Consider the following 16904-nt stretch of genomic DNA (forward strand, 5'->3'; position numbering starts at 1 on the left):
TCCGGGGGTGGCGGTGAGACCGCGCGGGGGTCGGGGTCCGGGGCGGAGTCCCGCCACGCGGCGGAGCCGCATATCGGGTGGGGGACTCTAACCCGCTTGCAGGGCCCGCAGCTGGGTCAGGAACCAGTCGCGGGGTGGGAGGGCCGTTGCCGCCGCGGCCAGGCGCTTCGTGCGGTCCGTGCGCTCGGCGTCCGGGGTGCGCAGGGCCTCGTCGAGGGCGCGGGCCGTGCCCTCGACGTCGTACGGGTTCACCGTCACCGCGTCCGCGCCCAGCTCCTCGTACGCCCCCGCCTCCCGCGACAGCACCAGCACGCAGCCGCGCTCGGAGACGACCGGGACCTCCTTGGCGACCAGGTTCATGCCGTCCCGGATCGGGTTGACGAGGGCCACGTCGGCCAGTCGGTAGGCGGCCAGCGAGCGGGCGAAGTCGTCCTTCACGTGGAGCGCGACCGGCTGCCAGCCCTCCGTTCCGTACTCCGTGTTGATCTCCTCGGCGAGCACCCGCACCCGCTCGGTGTAGTCGCGGTAGACGGTCAGGTCCTGGCGGGACGGATACGCGAAGGCGACGTGGACCACGCGCTCGCGCCACTCGGGGTGGGTCTCCAGCAGGCGGCGGTAGGCCAGCAGCCCGCGCACGATGTTCTTGGACAGCTCGGTGCGGTCCACCCGGACGATCGTCTTCCGGCCCGGTCCGATCTGCTCGCGCAGCGCCGCCAGACGTTCGTCCACGTCGGCCGCCCGCGACCGCTCCCGCAGGAAGTCGGCATCGGCGCCGAGGCCGTGGACTCCGAGATGGGTTTCCCGCCCGTGGAAGCGGACGGCGACCGCCGAGCCGTCGTCGGCCCGGACGACCTCCGCGCCCAGCACCGCCACACAGCAGTCGGCGAACGCGGCGGCCCAGCGCCCGGTGAGGAACGCGGCGCGGTCGCCGCCGAGGATGCCGCGCAGCACGCCCGCCGCGACATCGTCCGGCAGCAGCCGGTAGTAGTCCGGGGGCGCCCAGGGGGTGTGGGAGAAGTGGCCGATCCGCAGGTCGGGACGGCGGGCCCGGAGCAGCCCGGGGACCAGCGCCAGGTGGTAGTCCTGCACCAGCACGACCGCGCCCTCGGCCGCCTCCTGGGCGAGCGCGTCGGCGAAGGCCGCGTTGTACGCCTCGTACGCCGCCCACTGGGCGCGGAACTCCGCGTCGAAGACCGGCTCGACCGGGGTCTGGTAGAGCAGGTGGTGGACGAACCACAGCACCGAGTTCGCGACGCCGTTGTACGCCGCGGCGAAGACGTCCGGCGCGATGTCCAGCATCCGCACCTGCTGCCCGCCGGTGTGGTCCGCGTCCAGATGCCCGGCCCCGGCGCGGCGCGCCGCCTCGCGGTCGCCGTCACCGAGCGCGGCGCACACCCAGACCGCGCCCGCGTCGGGCCCGATCGCGCTCAGCCCGGAGACCAGCCCGCCGCCCCCGCGCTTGGGGGTGAGCGAACCGTCCTCGCCCAGCGCGTACGAGACCGGGCCGCGGTTGGACGCGACGAGGATCGGTGCGCTGCGTTCAACGGCCATGTCGCGAGCCTAGCCATCGGGCATGCCGCGCAAACGTACGTACGGTTTCTTGCCCCGGAAGAGACGCCCTCAGGCCGCGCGCCGCTCCGCGTACTCCGGGATCTCGATCATCGGCGGACGCTCCTCCGTGTCCACCGCCGTGGTCCGCGGCTCGAAGCCGTTCTCGCCGCGCTCGAACTGGGTCAGCCGCGGCCGCACCAGATGGCCGCGGGCCAGCCGCAGCTGCGCGGTGCGGTAGATCGCGGCGGCCATCCGGCCGAGCGCCTTGCCGTCCTGATGCCGGTGTTTGCGCACACCGATGTCGACCTGGGCGAGGGCGTCGAGCCCGACCGTGTGCAGCGAGTCGACGAGCAGGCCCAGCTCGACCCCGTACCCGACGGGGAACGGCAGCCGCTCCAGCAGCGAGCGCCGGGCCGCGTACTCGCCGCCCAGCGGCTGGACGAAACCGGCGAGCTGCGGCCAGTGCAGGTTCAGCAGCGGCCGCGCGACCAGCTCGGTGACCCGTCCGCCCTGGCCAGCGGTGTCCCGTAGCGGCCGGTCGTACATGCCCTTGACCAGCTGCACCCCGGGGTCGGTGAGCAGCGGCCCGACGATCCCGGAGACGAAGCGCGCGTCGAATTCGCGCAGGTCGGCGTCGATGAAGCAGACGATGTCGCCGCTGGTCGCCAGCAGCGACCGCCACAGCACCTCGCCCTTGCCGGGCAGCGCGGGCAGCCGGGGCAGCAGCGCGTCGCGGTGCACGACCCTCGCCCCGGCAGCCGCCGCGACCTCGGCGGTGCGGTCCGTGGAGCCGGAGTCCAGCACCACCAGCTCGTCGACGAGCGGCACGGCCTCGGTCATCAGGTCGCGGCGGATCGCGGCGGCGATCTCGCCGACGGTCGCCTCCTCGTTCAGCGCGGGCAGCACCACGCTGACGCTCGTCGCCGTGTCGCGCTTCGCGGCCAGCAGGCGGTCCAGCGGACGGTCGTCGGCCGACCAGGAGCGGTGCTCTAGCCAGCGCTCCACCTCATCCAGCACCTGTTTTGTCTCCCTGCTGTGATCGCTCGGGTTGATCGTTGTGATCCATCTCGCGGTTCGGACGGCTAGCTCAACCATCCGGGCCGTCGGTTACAGTCTTGAACAGCGCACATGACCTTCGTATGTCGGGGGCACGGTGCGGACAAACGCCCCGGGCCCGGCCCGGCGGCCATACCGCTCATCCAGAGGGGCAGAGGGAACGGCCCGTTGAAGCCCCGGCAACCCTCCAGCTGGTCTCGCGTCCTGTAGCGAGGCTCCCAGCTCGGGAAGGTGCCAATTCCGTCTCGTGGCGAAATGCGTCCCGAGGAAGATGAGGAGAAAGGGCCTCGCCTCCATGGCTGTGCAATCTGTCGAAAGCTCAACCACTTCCGCTGCCGCTTTCGGCCCCGCCGTCGCCCTGTCCTGCCGCGAATGCGGTGAGCGCTTCGACCTCGGCCCGATCTTCGCGTGCGGATCGTGTTTCGGGCCGCTCGAGGTGGCGTACGACCTGCCGAGCGGCGATCCCGAGGGACTGCGGAAGCAGATCGAGGCCGGTCCCGACAACATCTGGCGCTATGCGCCGCTGCTGCCCGTCCCCGCCGACGTGGCCGCGCTCCCCAGCCTGAGCCCGGGCTTCACCCAGCTCGTCAAGGCCGACCGGCTCGCCCGCGAGCTGGGCGTCACCGGCGAGCTGCACGTCAAGGACGACTCCGGCAACCCGACCCACTCCTTCAAGGACCGGGTCGTCGCCATCGCCGTCCAGGCGGCCCGCACCTTCGGCTTCACCACCCTGTCCTGCTCCTCCACCGGCAACCTGGCCGGTGCGGTGGGCGCCGCGGCGGCCCGCGCGGGCTTCCGCTCCTGCGTCTTCATCCCGCACGACCTGGAGGCGGGCAAGGTCGTCATGGCCGCCGTCTACGGCGGTGAGCTGGTCGGCATCGAGGGCAACTACGACGACGTCAACCGCTTCTGCAGCGAGCTGATCGGTGACCCGGCGGGCGAGGGCTGGGGCTTCGTCAACGTCAACCTGCGGCCGTACTACGGCGAGGGCTCCAAGACCCTGGCGTACGAGATCTGCGAGCAGCTCGGCTGGCGGCTGCCGGACCAGATCGTCATCCCGATCGCCTCCGGCTCCCAGCTCACCAAGATCGACAAGGGGCTCAAGGAGCTGATCAAGCTCGGTCTGGTCGAGGACAAGCCGTACAAGATCTTCGGCGCCCAGGCCGAGGGCTGCTCCCCGGTCTCCACCGCCTTCAAGGCGGGCCACGACGTGGTGCGTCCGCAGAAGCCGAACACCATCGCCAAGTCGCTGGCCATCGGCAACCCGGCGGACGGCCCGTACGTCCTCGACATCGCGCGCCGCACCGGCGGGGCGGTGGAGGACGTCACGGACGAGCAGGTGGTCGACGCGATCAAGCTGCTCGCCCGCACCGAGGGGATCTTCGCGGAGACCGCGGGCGGCGTGACCGTCGGCGTGACCAAGAAGCTGATCGAGGACGGGCTGCTCGACCCGTCCCTGACGACCGTCGTCCTCAACACCGGCGACGGCCTCAAGACCCTCGACGCGGTGGCCCCCACCACGGGTCCCTCCGCCATCATCCGCCCCACCCTTGACTCGTTCCGAGAGGCTGGCCTCGCATGAGCGTCAACGTCCGAATCCCGACCATCCTGCGTACCTACACCGGCGGCCAGGCCGAGGTCAGTGCCGAGGGCGCGACCCTCGCCGAGGTTCTGGCGGACCTGGAGAAGAACCACGCGGGCATCTCCGCGCGTGTTCTGGACGACACCGGCAAGCTGCGCCGCTTCGTGAACGTCTACGTCAACGACGACGACGTGCGGTTCGCCGAGGGCCTGGGCACGGCCACGCCGGACGGCGCCGGGGTGTCGATCATCCCCGCGGTCGCGGGTGGCTGCTGACGCCCCATCACCCCGCTCACCTTGGGAATCGCCTCGTCCGGGAAGAACCGGACGGGGCGATTCCGTGTGTGGAATCGCGATAGAGTTGCCCCGCTTCCCCATCGGTCCCGGGCTACCTGATCAGCCCCGGCGCCGGAACCGCATATGAGAACTCGTCAACTTGTGCGCAAAGTGTGTGCGCGATTTGTCGGGTTGGTACCCTATGTCCGGTCGGGTTTGCCCGAACTTCACATGAATTCTCCACCTATTACCGATCGGCCGTGCCCAGAATTCTCGTCCAATTGACCTGTTGCAGAGGGCGTTGGGACGGATACATTCAGCGGCGGTCGACGCGTTCCGGCGCACACCCCCCTCGACTCGGGGGGTGAGGTCTGACCCGGGTCCGCGGAGTGCGGTCCTGCGCAAGGGCCAGCAATAGGGGAGTTAGGAATGGCTCAGGGCACCGTCAAGTGGTTCAACGCGGAGAAGGGGTACGGCTTCATCGCGGTCGACGGTGGTGCGGACGTGTTCGTCCACTACAGTGCGATCCAGATGGACGGTTACCGCACCCTCGAGGAAGGCCAGCGGGTCGAGTTCGAGATCTCGCAGGGCCAGAAGGGCCCGCAGGCGGACATGGTCCGCGTGGCCGTAGGCTGACGCGCCGAACGCGACGCAGCTGACTGAAGTAGCCGGAGGGCCCGTACCCCGCGAGGGGGCGGGCCCTCTGGCATGTCCGCGTGGGCTCCCGGCCGCCTCTCTTGACGCCCATCGGGCGCTTGCACTCTCATGGGGCGAGTGCTAATTATTGCGTTAGCACTCTGAAGGTGAGAGTGACAGAAGGATCGGGTCGGTGAGGCAAGCCGACGCCGCGCGGGGCAAGGAACCGCACGGCAGGCAGGCCGTCCGTCGCGGGCGCCAGGCGCGGTCCGGAGCAATCCACCCCGTCTTGGGAGGACCACTTCACATGGCCAAGATCATCGCGTTCGACGAGGAGGCGCGGCGCGGCCTCGAGCGCGGGATGAACCAGCTCGCCGACGCCGTCAAGGTCACCCTCGGCCCCAAGGGCCGTAACGTCGTCCTCGAGAAGAAGTGGGGCGCCCCCACGATCACCAACGATGGTGTTTCCATCGCCAAGGAGATCGAACTCGAGGACCCGTACGAGAAGATCGGCGCAGAGCTGGTCAAGGAGGTCGCGAAGAAGACGGACGACGTCGCCGGTGACGGCACGACGACCGCGACCGTCCTCGCCCAGGCGCTGGTCAAGGAGGGCCTCCGCAACGTAGCCGCGGGCGCCAACCCGATGGCTCTCAAGCGCGGCATCGAGAAGGCCGTCGAGGCCGTCTCCGCCCAGCTGCTCGAGCAGGCCAAGGACGTGGAGACCAAGGAGCAGATCGCCTCCACCGCCTCCATCTCCGCCGCCGACACCCAGATCGGCGAGCTCATCGCCGAGGCGATGGACAAGGTCGGCAAGGAAGGCGTCATCACCGTCGAGGAGTCGCAGACCTTCGGGCTCGAGCTCGAGCTCACCGAGGGCATGCGCTTCGACAAGGGCTACATCTCCCCGTACTTCGCGACGGACATGGAGCGCATGGAGTCGTCGCTCGACGACCCGTACATCCTGATCGTCAACTCGAAGATCACCAGCGTGAAGGACCTCCTCCCGCTGCTCGAGAAGGTCATGCAGTCCGGCAAGCCGCTGCTGATCATCGCCGAGGACATCGAGGGCGAGGCGCTGGCGACCCTGGTCGTCAACAAGATCCGTGGCACCTTCAAGTCCGTCGCCGTCAAGGCCCCGGGCTTCGGTGACCGCCGCAAGGCCATGCTCGGCGACATCGCCATCCTCACCGGTGGCACCGTCATCTCCGAGGAGGTCGGCCTCAAGCTGGAGAACGCCGGTCTCGACCTGCTCGGCCGCGCCCGCAAGGTCACGGTCACCAAGGACGAGACCACGATCGTGGACGGCGCCGGCGACACCGACCAGGTGCAGGGCCGCGTCAACCAGATCCGCGCCGAGATCGAGAACTCGGACTCGGACTACGACCGCGAGAAGCTCCAGGAGCGCCTGGCGAAGCTGGCCGGCGGCGTGGCCGTCATCAAGGCCGGTGCCGCGACCGAGGTCGAGCTCAAGGAGCGCAAGCACCGCATCGAGGACGCGGTGCGCAACGCCAAGGCCGCCGTCGAGGAGGGCATCGTCGCCGGTGGTGGCGTGGCCCTGCTCCAGACCGTCTCGGTGTTCGAGAAGCTGGAGCTCGAGGGCGACGAGGCCACCGGTGCCCAGGCCGTGCGCCTGGCCCTGGAGGCCCCGCTGAAGCAGATCGCCGTCAACGCCGGCCTCGAGGGCGGCGTCGTGGTGGAGAAGGTGCGCAACCTGACCCCGGGCCACGGCCTCAACGCCGCGACCGGTGAGTACATCGACCTCATCGCCGAGGGCATCATCGACCCGGCGAAGGTCACGCGCTCCGCGCTCCAGAACGCCGCGTCGATCGCCGCGCTGTTCCTCACCACCGAGGCCGTCATCGCCGACAAGCCCGAGAAGGCCGCTCCGGCGGGCGCCCCGGGTGGCATGCCGGGCGGTGACATGGACTTCTGATCGGCTTCGGCGCCCCGCGCGCCGGTCGGTCGTACCGTCCACTGACGACGGCGGGGCGGCACCCTTTCTCCCAGGGGTGCCGCCCCGCCGCCGTTTTGTTTATGCCCCTTTACGCCCCTGCGGCTTCGAGGGCGGCCCGCAGATGGCCGTTCGCCTCGCCGAGCAGCTTCTCGGCGGTGGGCGCGTCCACGCCGCCGAGGATCGTGAGGATGGCGTTCTTGGCCTCCCAGTCGGTGGCCGTCAGCGCGCTCTCGATCTGCTCGTCCGTTGCGCCGGTGGCCAGAGAAACGATACGGCGCGTGCGCGCCCGCAGCTTCTCGTTCGAGGCGCGCACATCGACCATCAGATTCCCGAAGGTCTTGCCCAGCCGGATCATGGTGATGGTCGAGAACATGTTGAGCACGAGCTTCTGCGCCGTACCCGCCTTGAGCCGGGTGGAGCCGGTGAGCAGCTCCGGTCCGACGACGACCTCGATGCCGTGCTCGGCGGCCGCGGCGAGCGCCGAGCCCGCGTTGCACGACAGCCCGACGGTGAGCGCCCCCCGGCGGCGGGCGTGCTCGACGGCGCCCACGGCGTACGGGGTGCGGCCGGAGGCCGAGACGCCCACCACCGTGTCCCGCGGGCCGACCCCGATCCGGTCCAGGTCCTCGGCGGCCAGCTCCGCGCTGTCCTCCGCGCCCTCCACGGACGACACCACGGCGGTCTCGCCGCCCGCGATCAGGCCGACCACCCGGTCCGGCCGGGCGTTGAAGGTGGGCGGGCACTCGCTCGCGTCGAGCACCCCGAGCCGCCCGGCGGTGCCCGCGCCCGCGTAGATCAGCCGCCCGCCGTCCGCCATGCGGGCGGCGATGCCGTCGATGGCGGCGGCGATCCGGGGGAGCTGGGCGGCGACGGCGGCGGGGACGCCGGCGTCCTCGGCGTTCATGATGCGGGCGATCTCGACGGTGTCGAGCCGGTCGATCTCGGCGAGTTCGGGGCGGAACGCCTCGGTGGTGAGGGTCTCCAGCTGGGCGCGGAGCTGCTGTTCCTGCTGTTGCTGCTGTTGCTCATCGGCGGCGGAAGTCATGGCGAAGCGGCTCTTCCCTACGTAAGCGTGACGGTGGGGGTGGGACGGCGGTGCGGGGCCTGGTCGCGCGCCCCGGCCTCAGCGGTTCAGCGGTGGCGGGGGCGGGGATCGTGCCGGTGCGCGAGGGCCTCGTACGAGGCGGACAGGGCGGGCGCCGCGCTCTCGTACGTGCGCTGCGCCACGCCTATGAACAGGCAGTCCACCACCAGCAGCTGGCTGGTGCGGCTGGACATGGCCGCCGGGCGCAGCTCGCTCTCGCGGGCGGTGGAGGTGGTGAGGACCAGGTCCGCGTACTGCGCGATCTCGCCGTCCGGGCGGCCGGTGATCGCGATGGTGGTCGCCCCGCGCTCGAAGGCGACGCGCAGCGGCTCGATGACGTCCGTCGTCCGCCCCGAATGGGTGATCGCGAGCGCGACGTCGCGGGAGTGCAGCTGCACGGCGTTGGTGATGGCCTGGTGCGGGTCGGCGTGCGCATGGGCGATCAGGCCGATCCGCAGCAGCTTCTGGACCAGGTCCTGGGCGACCAGATTGGACGCGCCGATGCCGTACACATCGATCCGGCGGGCGGCGGCGACCGCAGCGACCGCGGCCTCGACCTGGCCGGGGTCGAGCCCCGCGGCGGTGTCGGCCAGACACTGCTGCTCCTCCTGCGCGAGCTTGGCGATCACGTCGCCGATCGGGTCGTCGACCGCGATGTCGGCGGTGACGGCCGGTGCCCGGCCCGCCGCCTGCTGCGCGGCGAGCGCGGCGAGCGCGAGGCGCAGATCGCGGTATCCGGGGTAGCCGAGCAGCCGGGAGGTGCGGACGACGGTGGCTTCGCTGGTACCCGTACGCTCGGCGAGCCCGGTGACGGTGAGCGCCGCGCAGCCTGCCGGATCGCCCGCGACGGCCTCGGCGACGCGCTGCATCGAGCGGGTCATGGAGGGCCCCAGGGTGCGGACCTTCGCCGCGAGGGCGGAGGGGGCAGGCACGGCGGGGTCGGTGAGGGGAGTGAAAGTTTCCTTCAACTTGCTGCTCACATCTGAAAACTATTTCCGGCCACGGAGCCCGTCAAGAGTGCGCGCGGAGCCCGTTCCCATGGGCTTCCCTGTGCTGGAAGGCGGCGCGACGAAGCAAAGGTCACAATGGGACCCATGAAGCTCGAACATGCACTGCACGCGGCACGGGCGCTCGTCCTGGCCGACCTCGCGGCGGGAGACGTCGCCCAAGCCGACATCGTCTCGCTCGTCGAGGACGCCATCGCGCACCGCCGCTGGTGGGTCGAGCAATGGCCGGAAGGCGTGGCCTACGTCGCCGGTCTGGTCGCCCAGGACGTCCAGGACTCCCTGCTGGAACGCTACGGCCGCTGGCCCCTCTGCCCCGTCTGCACCACGGGCGGCGACCTCCACGCCCTCGACGTGGAACCCGAACTGGGCCCCGACCCGCACTGGGTCTGCGGCAAGACGGCGGTCGCGGTGGCCCCCGTGGGCTCGCTGGGTACCACCCTCTGATGGCCGTACTGATAGACCCGCCCTCGTGGCCGGGCCACGGCCGCATGTGGTCGCACCTGGTGAGCGACGTCTCGTACGACGAACTCCACGCCTTCGCCATCCGCATCGGCGCCCCGCGCCGCGGCTTCGACCGCGACCACTATGACGTCCCGAGCGACCTCTACACGCGGGCGGTGCGCGCGGGGGCGGAGGAGGTCGGCAGCAAGGAGCTGCTGCGGCGGCTCACGGCGGCGGGCCTGCGCCGCCGTAAGCCCGTGGCGCGGGGCTGAGGGCTCACCGGAACCGGACCCGGCTCAGCGAGAAGCCTCCGAGGCCGCCTCGCGCGCGGGCGTTGTGGCCTTGTCGGTGTGACCGGTGGCGATCACCCGCGACGCCCCCTCCGCCCGATGCAGCCGCGCCGCGAGCGCCGTCGTCACGATGCCCGCACCGGCCAGGGCGGCGCCCGTCCAGGCCACCGCCGGGTAGCCCCAGCCCGCGTTGATGACCAGGCCACCGAGCCAGGGGCCCACCGTGTTGCCGATGTTGAACGCGGACGTCGTGGTCGCGCCCGCGAGCGTCGGGGCGGCGTTCGCGACGTTGAACATGCGGGCGTTGAGCGCGGGCGCGGTGAAGAAGGCCGTGAAGCCGAGCAGCAGCGCCAGGCCGACGGCCGCGATCGGGCTGTGCGCGGTCAGCGCCAGGACGCCCAGCACCACCGTCGAGGCGGTGATGCCGCCGTACATCGTCCCGAACAGGTGCGCGTCCGCGATCCGCCCGCCGACCGCCGTACCGATCAGCGCGCCGACCCCGAACAGCGCCAGCACCGTCGGCACCCAGCCCTCGTCCAGCCCCGCCACGTCCGTGAGCAGCGGCCCGAGGTACGAGAACAGGCAGAAGACCGCGCCGCCGCTCAGCGCTGTGGTGACCAGCGCGAGCCAGACCTGACGGTCCCGGTAGATGCTCAACTCGCTCCGCAGCCGCGGCCGGTCCTCCCCGGTCGGCACCTCCGTACGCGGTACGAGCGCGATCACCCCGATCAGCCCGAGCACCGACAGCCCGGCGACCGCCCAGAAGGCGGCGCGCCATCCCGCGTTCTGCCCCAGGAACGCCCCGGCCGGAACCCCCACGACGTTCGCAACGCTGAGCCCGCCGACCATCACCGCCATCGCCCGCGCCCGCGCGTTCACCGGCACCAACGACACGGCCACCGCCGCCCCCACGGCCCAGAACCCGGCACACGCGAGCGCGCTCACCACCCGCGACGCGAACAACACCCCATACGACGGCGCCACCGCCCCCGCCACCTGCCCGAGCCCGAACACGGCGAGCAACGCGATCAACGTCGTCCGCCGCGGCAACCGCAACGTGGCCGCCGCCAGCAGCGGCGCCCCGACCACCATCCCGATCGCGAACGCCGATATCAGCAGCCCGGCCGTGGGGATGGTCACTCCCATGTCCCGGGCGACGGGTTGGAGCAGCCCGGAGAGCATGAACTCCGAGGTCCCGAGGGCGAAGACGGACAGGCCAAGTACATAAACGGCGATGGGCATGCCGACGTCAACGCCCGCGCCCGGTCGGCCATTCCCCGGCTGGTCAGGACGGAGTCAGGCGACACGCGGCCGGTCGGCCGGGGTGCTGACGCACCCCGGCCGAACGGAAAACACTTTTCAGCACTTGACGACCTTGTCCCAGTCCGCGATGGGGACGTTGGGGACGAACTTGTGGTTCTTGTTGGGCTTGATTGCCGTGCACGAGCTGTCATAGGCGCGCTTGAATATCGCCTTGACCTTCTTGGTCGACGCGCACTTGTTCGTGATGCTGTAGGAGCGGTACCCGTTGTAGGTGGTGTACTTCTTGATCTTCACGCAGCTCGGCGGTGCCGCGGCCGCGTCGACGTCGGCCGCGGCCACCGTGCCGTTGCCGGCGGGAGCAGCCGTGGCGGCCGAGGCGGTGAAAGCGGCGGACGAACAGGCCAGGACGATCCCGGCGCCCGCGAGAGCGATTTTGTTCTTCACGATGATTCCCCGTTTCCCGTTTTGACGTGCCCGAAAGCAGAGGGCGCATTCGCGTCCTCCGGGCACGCTTTTTCACTGAGAAGGTCGGCGCGGAAGGTCGGTCCGCGCTGATGGAAAACCTACCTCCCGAATGCCGCACGGGAAAGCGTGACACGCCGTCAAAAACCTTGTTGCTTAAGACAGTTGAGTGCGCTAGGTGCTCTGGGGCGCGAGCATAAGTGGCTTTTTCGTTGCGCACTCAAGGACAAGGGTGCCGCATATGTTGATCAGGTCCTGTTTCGCGAGACCTCCCGCAAAACCGGATATGACGGTTTCTTGCTCATTCGGCGCTCACATCGTGCTCGAGTAGCCGTCCGCCCCTGCTCTCGGCAATCCGCAACGCGTCGGTCAGTGCCTCGCTCAACCGGCAGGCCAGGAAGCGCAGTTCCCCGTTGCCTGCCTTCTCGTCGTCGAGCAGGGCACTGGCATGGCCGAGCAGCTGGGAGCCCATGTCGAGTTGCAGTGCCTCGATCTCGTCTGCCTTTCGGCTCAACCGGCTGTTGTCGTCGTCCGTCGACAAGTAACAGGGCTTGCCCTCCGGACTGGACCACGGCAGGAGGCGTAGGCCGTTCATGACATCAGCTCCACTCGGCTGTTCCCTGGACGCCCTGGGTGGGCACCGTATGTAGTCAATTGGTCACCAGGGCAACGTGGCGGCCAATAGAATGAGACGCCTTGAGGGGCAGCGTGCAAGTGGGTGACCTGCCGCGATGCTGGCCACGATCACATAGCGAGAGGTCACGGCATTGGACGAGACGACCCCATCCGCGAACTTGAATCCGCTCCAGCGCTTCGGCCGTGACGTCAAGCAGGTCCGTCTCGCCCGCAAGCTCACGCAGAAGCGTCTGGGCCAGGCCGCCGGTTACTCGGAGGCGTACGTCAGCAGAGTGGAGGCCGGGAAGCTCCTGCCCAGACCCAGCGACAAGTTCGCGAAGGGCTGCGACACCGCGTTCGGTACGGGCCATCTGTTCGCGGACATGCTCCGGAGGATCGACGAGGGCGACCACCCCTCGTGGTTCACCCCGTATCTCAACCTGGAGCGCAAGGCGTCACGGGTGCTGGACTACTCGGCGAACCTCGTGATCGGCATCCTTCAGACGAAGGACTACGCAGGCGCCATCTTCCGCGCGTACTTCTCGCAGGAAGAGGCCGAGGTGATCGACGGCAAGGTCGCCACGCGACTGAGTCGGCGTGAGGTGTTCGAGCAGGAGGCTCCGCCGTACCTTTGGGTCATCCTGAACGAGGCGTGCCTGCGCACGGTGGTGGGCGGTGCCGACGTCATGGGCGGGCAACTTGAGTACCTGCTGACGGCTGCCGCGTCACCGCACATCACGCTTCAAGTTCTGCCGTTCTCGGCGGGCGCTCCAGCCGCTTCCACGAAGCCCTTCACGTTGCTGCGCTTCCCGGACTCGCCCACGGTGCTTTACACCGAGACCCGGGTAGGAGGGAGGATGCACGACTCTCCTCGGACGGTCACCGCAGCCCTGGATGACTATGATCTGCTCAGGGCGCATGCGCTGTCCCCGGATCGATCAACGGCCCTGATCAAGACTCTGGTGAAGGAGTACCGCACATGAGTGCCGACTTGGATCTCACCGCTGCCGAGTGGATCAAGTCCTCCCACAGCGACGCCAACGGCGGCCAGTGCGTCGAGTTCTCCCGCGCCTTCGCCCAGACCCACGGCACGGTCCCGGTCCGCGACTCCAAGAACCCGCACGGCCCGGCGCTGACCTTCCCGGCGGAGGGGTGGTCGTCGTTCGTCTCCGCCCTCATACGCGGCGAGTTCCCTGCGGTCTGACCCCTGCCGCTGTTGGAGCGGGGCCGAAGCGTGCGCCTCGCCTTTCCCGGCAGGCGCTGACAGGCGCATACCGATACGCGCCAAGGTGGCGTTAGGCGGGCTGCGGGGCGGGCGTTGCCGGAGCGGCCGCGACCTTGCGGGTCTCGCGCATTATCAGCAGGCCGTTGACCACCATCAGTGTCGCGGTCAGACCGTGGACGCCGAGCGCGGTGGCCACGGAGCCGTGGTGGGCCAGCACGGTGGCCATGTCGCCGTACGCGGCGAGGGCCTCCACCAGCAGCACCCAGCCCAGCGCCCGGCGATGGCCCGTCACCAGCAGGATGCCCAGGACCAGGGCTAAGACGACGTCGCGGATTCCCTTGATGATCAGGAAGCCGTCGCCGTCGCCGGAGGGCCAGCTCGGCAGGCCGAAGCCCGGTGCCGTCGTCTCCGGGTTCAGGATGAACTCCACCCCGAACCAGAGGATGAAGAGGATGAAGGCGGCGGCCAGGAAGGTGTTGATCTTCTTCAGCGACATTGTTCTTCTCCTTGCGAGTCTTCGTCAGCTTGGTGAGGTTCGTGGAGGGGGGATTGTGCGCCACCGGCGCGGTGTCGGCCCGCGGGCTCAGGCGAGGGCGGCGACGAGCAGGGTGAAGGCGGCGATGATGACGGCGATGCGGACGTAGTGGAAGCGGTCCCAGCGGTTCGACTGCTGCTTCCAGTCGGCGGGCCGATTCTCGGGGGTCCACGTCTTGCTCCGGTTGTTGATCGGGACGAGCAGCAGGAGCGACATGATCACGCTGAGGATCAGCAGCGCGCCGGCGGTGACGACGAGGCCGGTGCCGTCGTGGTGTCGTCCGGCGATGGCCCAGACCGCGACGAGGACGAGCGAGCCGATGTACCAGACCGGCATGACGGCGCCGAGCATCCGGCCCCCGTGGGCGCGGCCGAGTTGGCCGCTGTCCTCGGGGAGGGCGCTGAGGATCGGGTTGATGACGAAGGCGACGGAGAACTCCACCCCCACCATCACGCCGAAGACCACGGTGGTGATGACCTCAAGTGCGGTAAAAAAAAATAACCCTCCTGGGGTCTAGCGATGCTAGATGATGGGGCAACACTAGACCTGCTGCCGCTCGTCTGTCTAGCGGTGATAGGATCGGGTCATGTCGGTACAGGAACGCAAGGAGCGCGAACGGGCGGGACGTGAGCGCCTCATCGTGGCGACGGCCCGCGAAATCGCCGAGCAGCAGGGCTGGGACGCGGTCACCACGCGCCGCCTCGCCGAGCGCATCGAGTACAGCCAGCCCGTCCTCTACAGCCACTTCCGCGGCAAGCGCGAGATCATCGGTGCGGTCGCCCTGGAGGGCGCCGCCGAGATGGCCGCGGCCGTGCGGGCCGCGGCCGCCGCCGCGGACGGCCCGCGCGCCCGGGTCACCGCCCTCGCCCGCGCCTACCTCGACTTCGCCGAGTCCCACCCGGCGGTCTACGACGCCATGTTCCTGCTCGACGGCGGCCTGGTGTTCGCGAAGGAGGACACTCCGGAGCCGTTGAAGGACGCCTTCGCCGCCCTGCTGGAGAGTCTCGGCGAGGTGGCCGGGGACGGCGTCCACCCGGGAGTGTTCACCGAGGTGTTCTGGTCGGCCCTGCACGGCCTGGCGACCCTGGCCCGGTCGGGCCGACTGCCGCCGGAGTACGCCGAGCGGAGGACGGAGCTGCTGGTGGACCGGCTCGCCGTGGTCTGACGCACCGTTCCGGCGGGCATGCGGCCGGGCTCCTCGGGCCCAGCCCGCTCTTCGCCAGGCACTCAGCCGGTTCGGCGGAAGCGTCGCTTGCCGATCAGGGCACGGGCGACGTCACCGAGGTGGAAGACGATCGGCCGACCGTCGACCGCGCTTTCGGGATCCGAGCGTGCCTCATGATGACGCGGAGCCCAGCAGCTCCAGCTCGGTGGTCATGTTGCGGCGGGCCGCCGGCTCCCAGCGGTCGTGGCCGATGGGGGTGCGGAACAGGCAGGGCAGGCCCAGGAGGTGGCGGAGGACGTTCGCGCGGCCTTCGCGGAAGGTGTCGTCCGGGACGAAGGCGTACTCCTCGCGGACCGCTGCCGCGTACGCGCTGTAGGCCTCGGGTGAGCCCGCCAGCACCGCGAGGTCGGCGTCGCAGAGGACTTCGCCGTTGGTGTCGCCCTCGGCGGGGTCGTGGTCGGTGGTGAGGCGGACGAGGCGGGCGGTCTCGGCCACGCGGGCCTCCGGGACGCCCGCCTCGGGGAGGGCGCGTTCGGCGAGGCGGGCGCTGCGGTCCTCGTTGGTCGAGCGGTCGGGGAGGTAGACGGCGTCGTGGAACCAGGCGGCGAGGCGGATCGCGGCGGGGTCGGGGGCCTCGGTGTGTTCCAGCAGCTCGTCGACCCGGTCCAGCACCGCGATCAGGTGGTCGGTGGTGTGGTAGCGGCGCTGGGGTTCGGCCCAGCGGGAGAGGAGGTCGCGGCCGTAGGGGTCCGGGTCGGGGGTGGTGGTGTCGCGGGCGCCGTTGAGGAGAAGCGCCCAGCGGGCGAGGAGGGCGGGGTGGTCGGACATGGGTCCATTCTCCGGGGTGCGGGTTGCGGAGGGTGGGGGGTGTGGCAAGCTATGCAGCATGTCTAGACCAATTCTCGAGGTTATCGCCCTCCACCCGGAGGACGCGATCGCGGCCGAGGCCGGAGGGGCGGACCGTCTTGAGCTGGTCACCGACATGGCAGCCGATGGGCTGACGCCCTCCCGGGAGACCTTCGCCGCCGTCCGTTCGGCGGTGGATCTGCCGGTGCGGGTGATGCTCCGTGCGTCCGACGGGTTCGCGGCGGGGGACGCCGTGGCCGTCGACGCGCTGTGCCGTAAGGCCGCCGCGCTGCACGCGGAGGGGGCGGACGAGTTCGTGCTCGGCTTCCTCGCCGCCGATGGTCTGGCCGATCTGGCCGCCATCGCCGCGCTCGTCGAGGTCATCGGCGCCGGGCCGGGGGTGGACGAGAGCCGCTGGACCTTCCACCGGGCCATCGACCGCGCCGCCGACCGCGACGTGCTCCGCCGGCAGCTGGCCGGGCTTCCCGGCCTGGACACCTACCTCACCGCCGGTTCGGCCCATGGCGTCGACCACGGCCTGCCGACCCTCCGGGCCGAGGCCCTCCGTGCCGGGGCGCCGGGGTACGAGGCGCGGATCATGGTCGGCGGCGGCCTTCGCCTCGACCACCTCCCCGAGCTGCGCGCCACGGGCATCACTGCTTTCCACATCGGCAGCGCGGCCCGGCCCGGCGGATGGCACGGCTCGGTGGACGCGGCCGCCGTCGGGCAGTGGCGTCTCGCGCTGGACGCCCCGGCGCTGATCGGCTGCGTCGGGCTGGCGACCGCCGTCGCCGCCCAGCTCGCCGACGACCGCGCCCTGCCGCACGCCCGCGCCTGGGCCGCCGTCAGCTGCGCCGTCACCGCCCTCATGGTCAGCCCGGTCTCCTGGTCCCACCACTGGGTGTGGGCGCTCCCGA

The 16904-nt window shown here is 70.4% G+C and carries 19 protein-coding genes, 1 pseudogene and 1 riboswitch; of the genes and pseudogenes, 10 read left to right on the plus strand and 10 right to left on the minus strand.

The window, feature by feature from the left end; all coding sequences use genetic code 11:
* Positions 1 to 87 precede the first annotated feature (87 nt).
* Positions 88 to 1551 carry an alpha,alpha-trehalose-phosphate synthase (UDP-forming) gene (locus SSOG_RS24710; RefSeq protein WP_009716978.1) on the minus strand — a complete coding sequence of 488 codons (1464 nt, stop codon included), beginning with the start codon at positions 1549 to 1551 and terminating at the stop codon, positions 88 to 90.
* 69 nt (positions 1552 to 1620) lie between these two features.
* Entirely contained in the window at positions 1621 to 2568 is a 948-nt protein-coding gene (locus tag SSOG_RS24715) for a glucosyl-3-phosphoglycerate synthase (protein ID WP_009716979.1), read from the minus strand.
* Between the two features lie 175 nt (positions 2569 to 2743).
* Positions 2744 to 2885, plus strand: a riboswitch (SAM riboswitch).
* Positions 2886 to 2902: 17 nt separating this feature from the next.
* Between SSOG_RS24715 and thrC the strand changes: the two genes are divergently transcribed.
* The 4 genes from thrC to groL all read left to right on the plus strand — a co-directional run bounded on the left by thrC (position 2903) and on the right by groL (position 7033).
* Positions 2903 to 4189, plus strand: a complete 1287-nt coding sequence (gene thrC, locus SSOG_RS24720; protein ID WP_039938601.1) for a threonine synthase — start codon at positions 2903 to 2905, stop codon at positions 4187 to 4189.
* On the plus strand, positions 4186 to 4464 hold the full coding sequence (locus tag SSOG_RS24725) for a MoaD/ThiS family protein (protein ID WP_009716981.1): 279 nt from the start codon (positions 4186 to 4188) through the stop codon (positions 4462 to 4464). Before thrC ends, SSOG_RS24725 begins: the two co-directional genes overlap by 4 nt.
* 429 nt (positions 4465 to 4893) lie before the next feature.
* Positions 4894 to 5100: a cold-shock protein gene (locus SSOG_RS24730; protein ID WP_009716982.1), complete on the plus strand. Its 207-nt coding sequence runs from the start codon at positions 4894 to 4896 to the stop codon at positions 5098 to 5100.
* Between the two features lie 307 nt (positions 5101 to 5407).
* Positions 5408 to 7033: a chaperonin GroEL gene (gene groL / locus SSOG_RS24735; RefSeq protein ID WP_009716983.1), complete on the plus strand. Its 1626-nt coding sequence runs from the start codon at positions 5408 to 5410 to the stop codon at positions 7031 to 7033.
* A gap of 109 nt (positions 7034 to 7142) precedes the next feature.
* On the opposite strand, the gene murQ is transcribed toward groL, so the two are convergent.
* Both murQ and SSOG_RS24745 read right to left on the minus strand, forming a co-directional pair.
* Positions 7143 to 8099: an N-acetylmuramic acid 6-phosphate etherase gene (gene murQ / locus SSOG_RS24740; protein ID WP_009716984.1), complete on the minus strand. Its 957-nt coding sequence runs from the start codon at positions 8097 to 8099 to the stop codon at positions 7143 to 7145.
* Positions 8100 to 8185: 86 nt separating this feature from the next.
* On the minus strand, positions 8186 to 9118 hold the full coding sequence (locus SSOG_RS24745) for a MurR/RpiR family transcriptional regulator (protein ID WP_009716985.1): 933 nt from the start codon (positions 9116 to 9118) through the stop codon (positions 8186 to 8188).
* A gap of 114 nt (positions 9119 to 9232) precedes the next feature.
* Between SSOG_RS24745 and SSOG_RS24750 the strand changes: the two genes are divergently transcribed.
* Both SSOG_RS24750 and SSOG_RS24755 read left to right on the plus strand, forming a co-directional pair.
* A complete protein-coding gene (locus SSOG_RS24750) occupies positions 9233 to 9589 on the plus strand; it encodes a hypothetical protein (RefSeq protein ID WP_086015806.1) in 357 nt (118 codons plus the stop codon).
* The gene (locus tag SSOG_RS24755) at positions 9589 to 9858 is read left to right on the plus strand and encodes a DUF4031 domain-containing protein (protein WP_009716987.1); all 270 of its coding nucleotides are present in this window, start codon (positions 9589 to 9591) and stop codon (positions 9856 to 9858) included. The genes SSOG_RS24750 and SSOG_RS24755 overlap by 1 nt, the downstream gene beginning before the upstream one ends.
* Before the next feature lie 24 nt (positions 9859 to 9882).
* Here SSOG_RS24755 and SSOG_RS24760 read toward each other — a convergent pair whose 3' ends face one another.
* The 3 genes from SSOG_RS24760 to SSOG_RS24770 all read right to left on the minus strand — a co-directional run bounded on the left by SSOG_RS24760 (position 9883) and on the right by SSOG_RS24770 (position 12196).
* A complete protein-coding gene (locus SSOG_RS24760) occupies positions 9883 to 11118 on the minus strand; it encodes a Cmx/CmrA family chloramphenicol efflux MFS transporter (RefSeq protein ID WP_009716988.1) in 1236 nt (411 codons plus the stop codon).
* Between the two features lie 117 nt (positions 11119 to 11235).
* Positions 11236 to 11583 (minus strand): hypothetical protein, encoded by a 348-nt coding sequence (locus SSOG_RS24765; RefSeq protein WP_039938605.1) that lies wholly within the window; start codon positions 11581 to 11583, stop codon positions 11236 to 11238.
* 319 nt (positions 11584 to 11902) lie between these two features.
* Positions 11903 to 12196: a hypothetical protein gene (locus SSOG_RS24770; protein ID WP_009716990.1), complete on the minus strand. Its 294-nt coding sequence runs from the start codon at positions 12194 to 12196 to the stop codon at positions 11903 to 11905.
* Between the two features lie 172 nt (positions 12197 to 12368).
* On the opposite strand from SSOG_RS24770, the gene SSOG_RS24775 reads away from it, so the two are divergent.
* On the plus strand, positions 12369 to 13199 hold the full coding sequence (locus SSOG_RS24775; RefSeq protein WP_009716991.1) for a helix-turn-helix domain-containing protein: 831 nt from the start codon (positions 12369 to 12371) through the stop codon (positions 13197 to 13199).
* A complete protein-coding gene (locus SSOG_RS24780) occupies positions 13196 to 13420 on the plus strand; it encodes a DUF397 domain-containing protein (protein WP_009716992.1) in 225 nt (74 codons plus the stop codon). The genes SSOG_RS24775 and SSOG_RS24780 overlap by 4 nt, the downstream gene beginning before the upstream one ends.
* 91 nt (positions 13421 to 13511) lie before the next feature.
* Here SSOG_RS24780 and SSOG_RS24785 read toward each other — a convergent pair whose 3' ends face one another.
* Entirely contained in the window at positions 13512 to 13937 is a 426-nt protein-coding gene (locus SSOG_RS24785; RefSeq protein WP_009716993.1) for a DUF4267 domain-containing protein, read from the minus strand.
* An 87-nt stretch (positions 13938 to 14024) separates the two neighbouring features.
* Entirely contained in the window at positions 14025 to 14426 is a 402-nt protein-coding gene (locus SSOG_RS24790; RefSeq protein WP_050800342.1) for an anthrone oxygenase family protein, read from the minus strand.
* Between the two features lie 136 nt (positions 14427 to 14562).
* On the opposite strand from SSOG_RS24790, the gene SSOG_RS24795 reads away from it, so the two are divergent.
* The gene (locus SSOG_RS24795) at positions 14563 to 15141 is read left to right on the plus strand and encodes a TetR/AcrR family transcriptional regulator (RefSeq protein WP_009716995.1); all 579 of its coding nucleotides are present in this window, start codon (positions 14563 to 14565) and stop codon (positions 15139 to 15141) included.
* Positions 15142 to 15312: 171 nt separating this feature from the next.
* Here SSOG_RS24795 and SSOG_RS24800 read toward each other — a convergent pair whose 3' ends face one another.
* Positions 15313 to 15969, minus strand: coding sequence for an HD domain-containing protein (locus tag SSOG_RS24800; RefSeq protein ID WP_009716996.1), 657 nt, complete (start codon positions 15967 to 15969; stop codon positions 15313 to 15315).
* A gap of 58 nt (positions 15970 to 16027) precedes the next feature.
* On the opposite strand from SSOG_RS24800, the pseudogene SSOG_RS24805 reads away from it, so the two are divergent.
* A pseudogene (locus SSOG_RS24805) lies at positions 16028 to 16738 on the plus strand (copper homeostasis protein CutC); the annotation flags it as partial.
* Between the last annotated feature and the right edge of the window lie 166 nt (positions 16739 to 16904).

The sequence above is a fragment of the Streptomyces himastatinicus ATCC 53653 genome (assembly GCF_000158915.1).
In the GTDB taxonomy this organism is placed as follows: domain Bacteria; phylum Actinomycetota; class Actinomycetes; order Streptomycetales; family Streptomycetaceae; genus Streptomyces; species Streptomyces himastatinicus.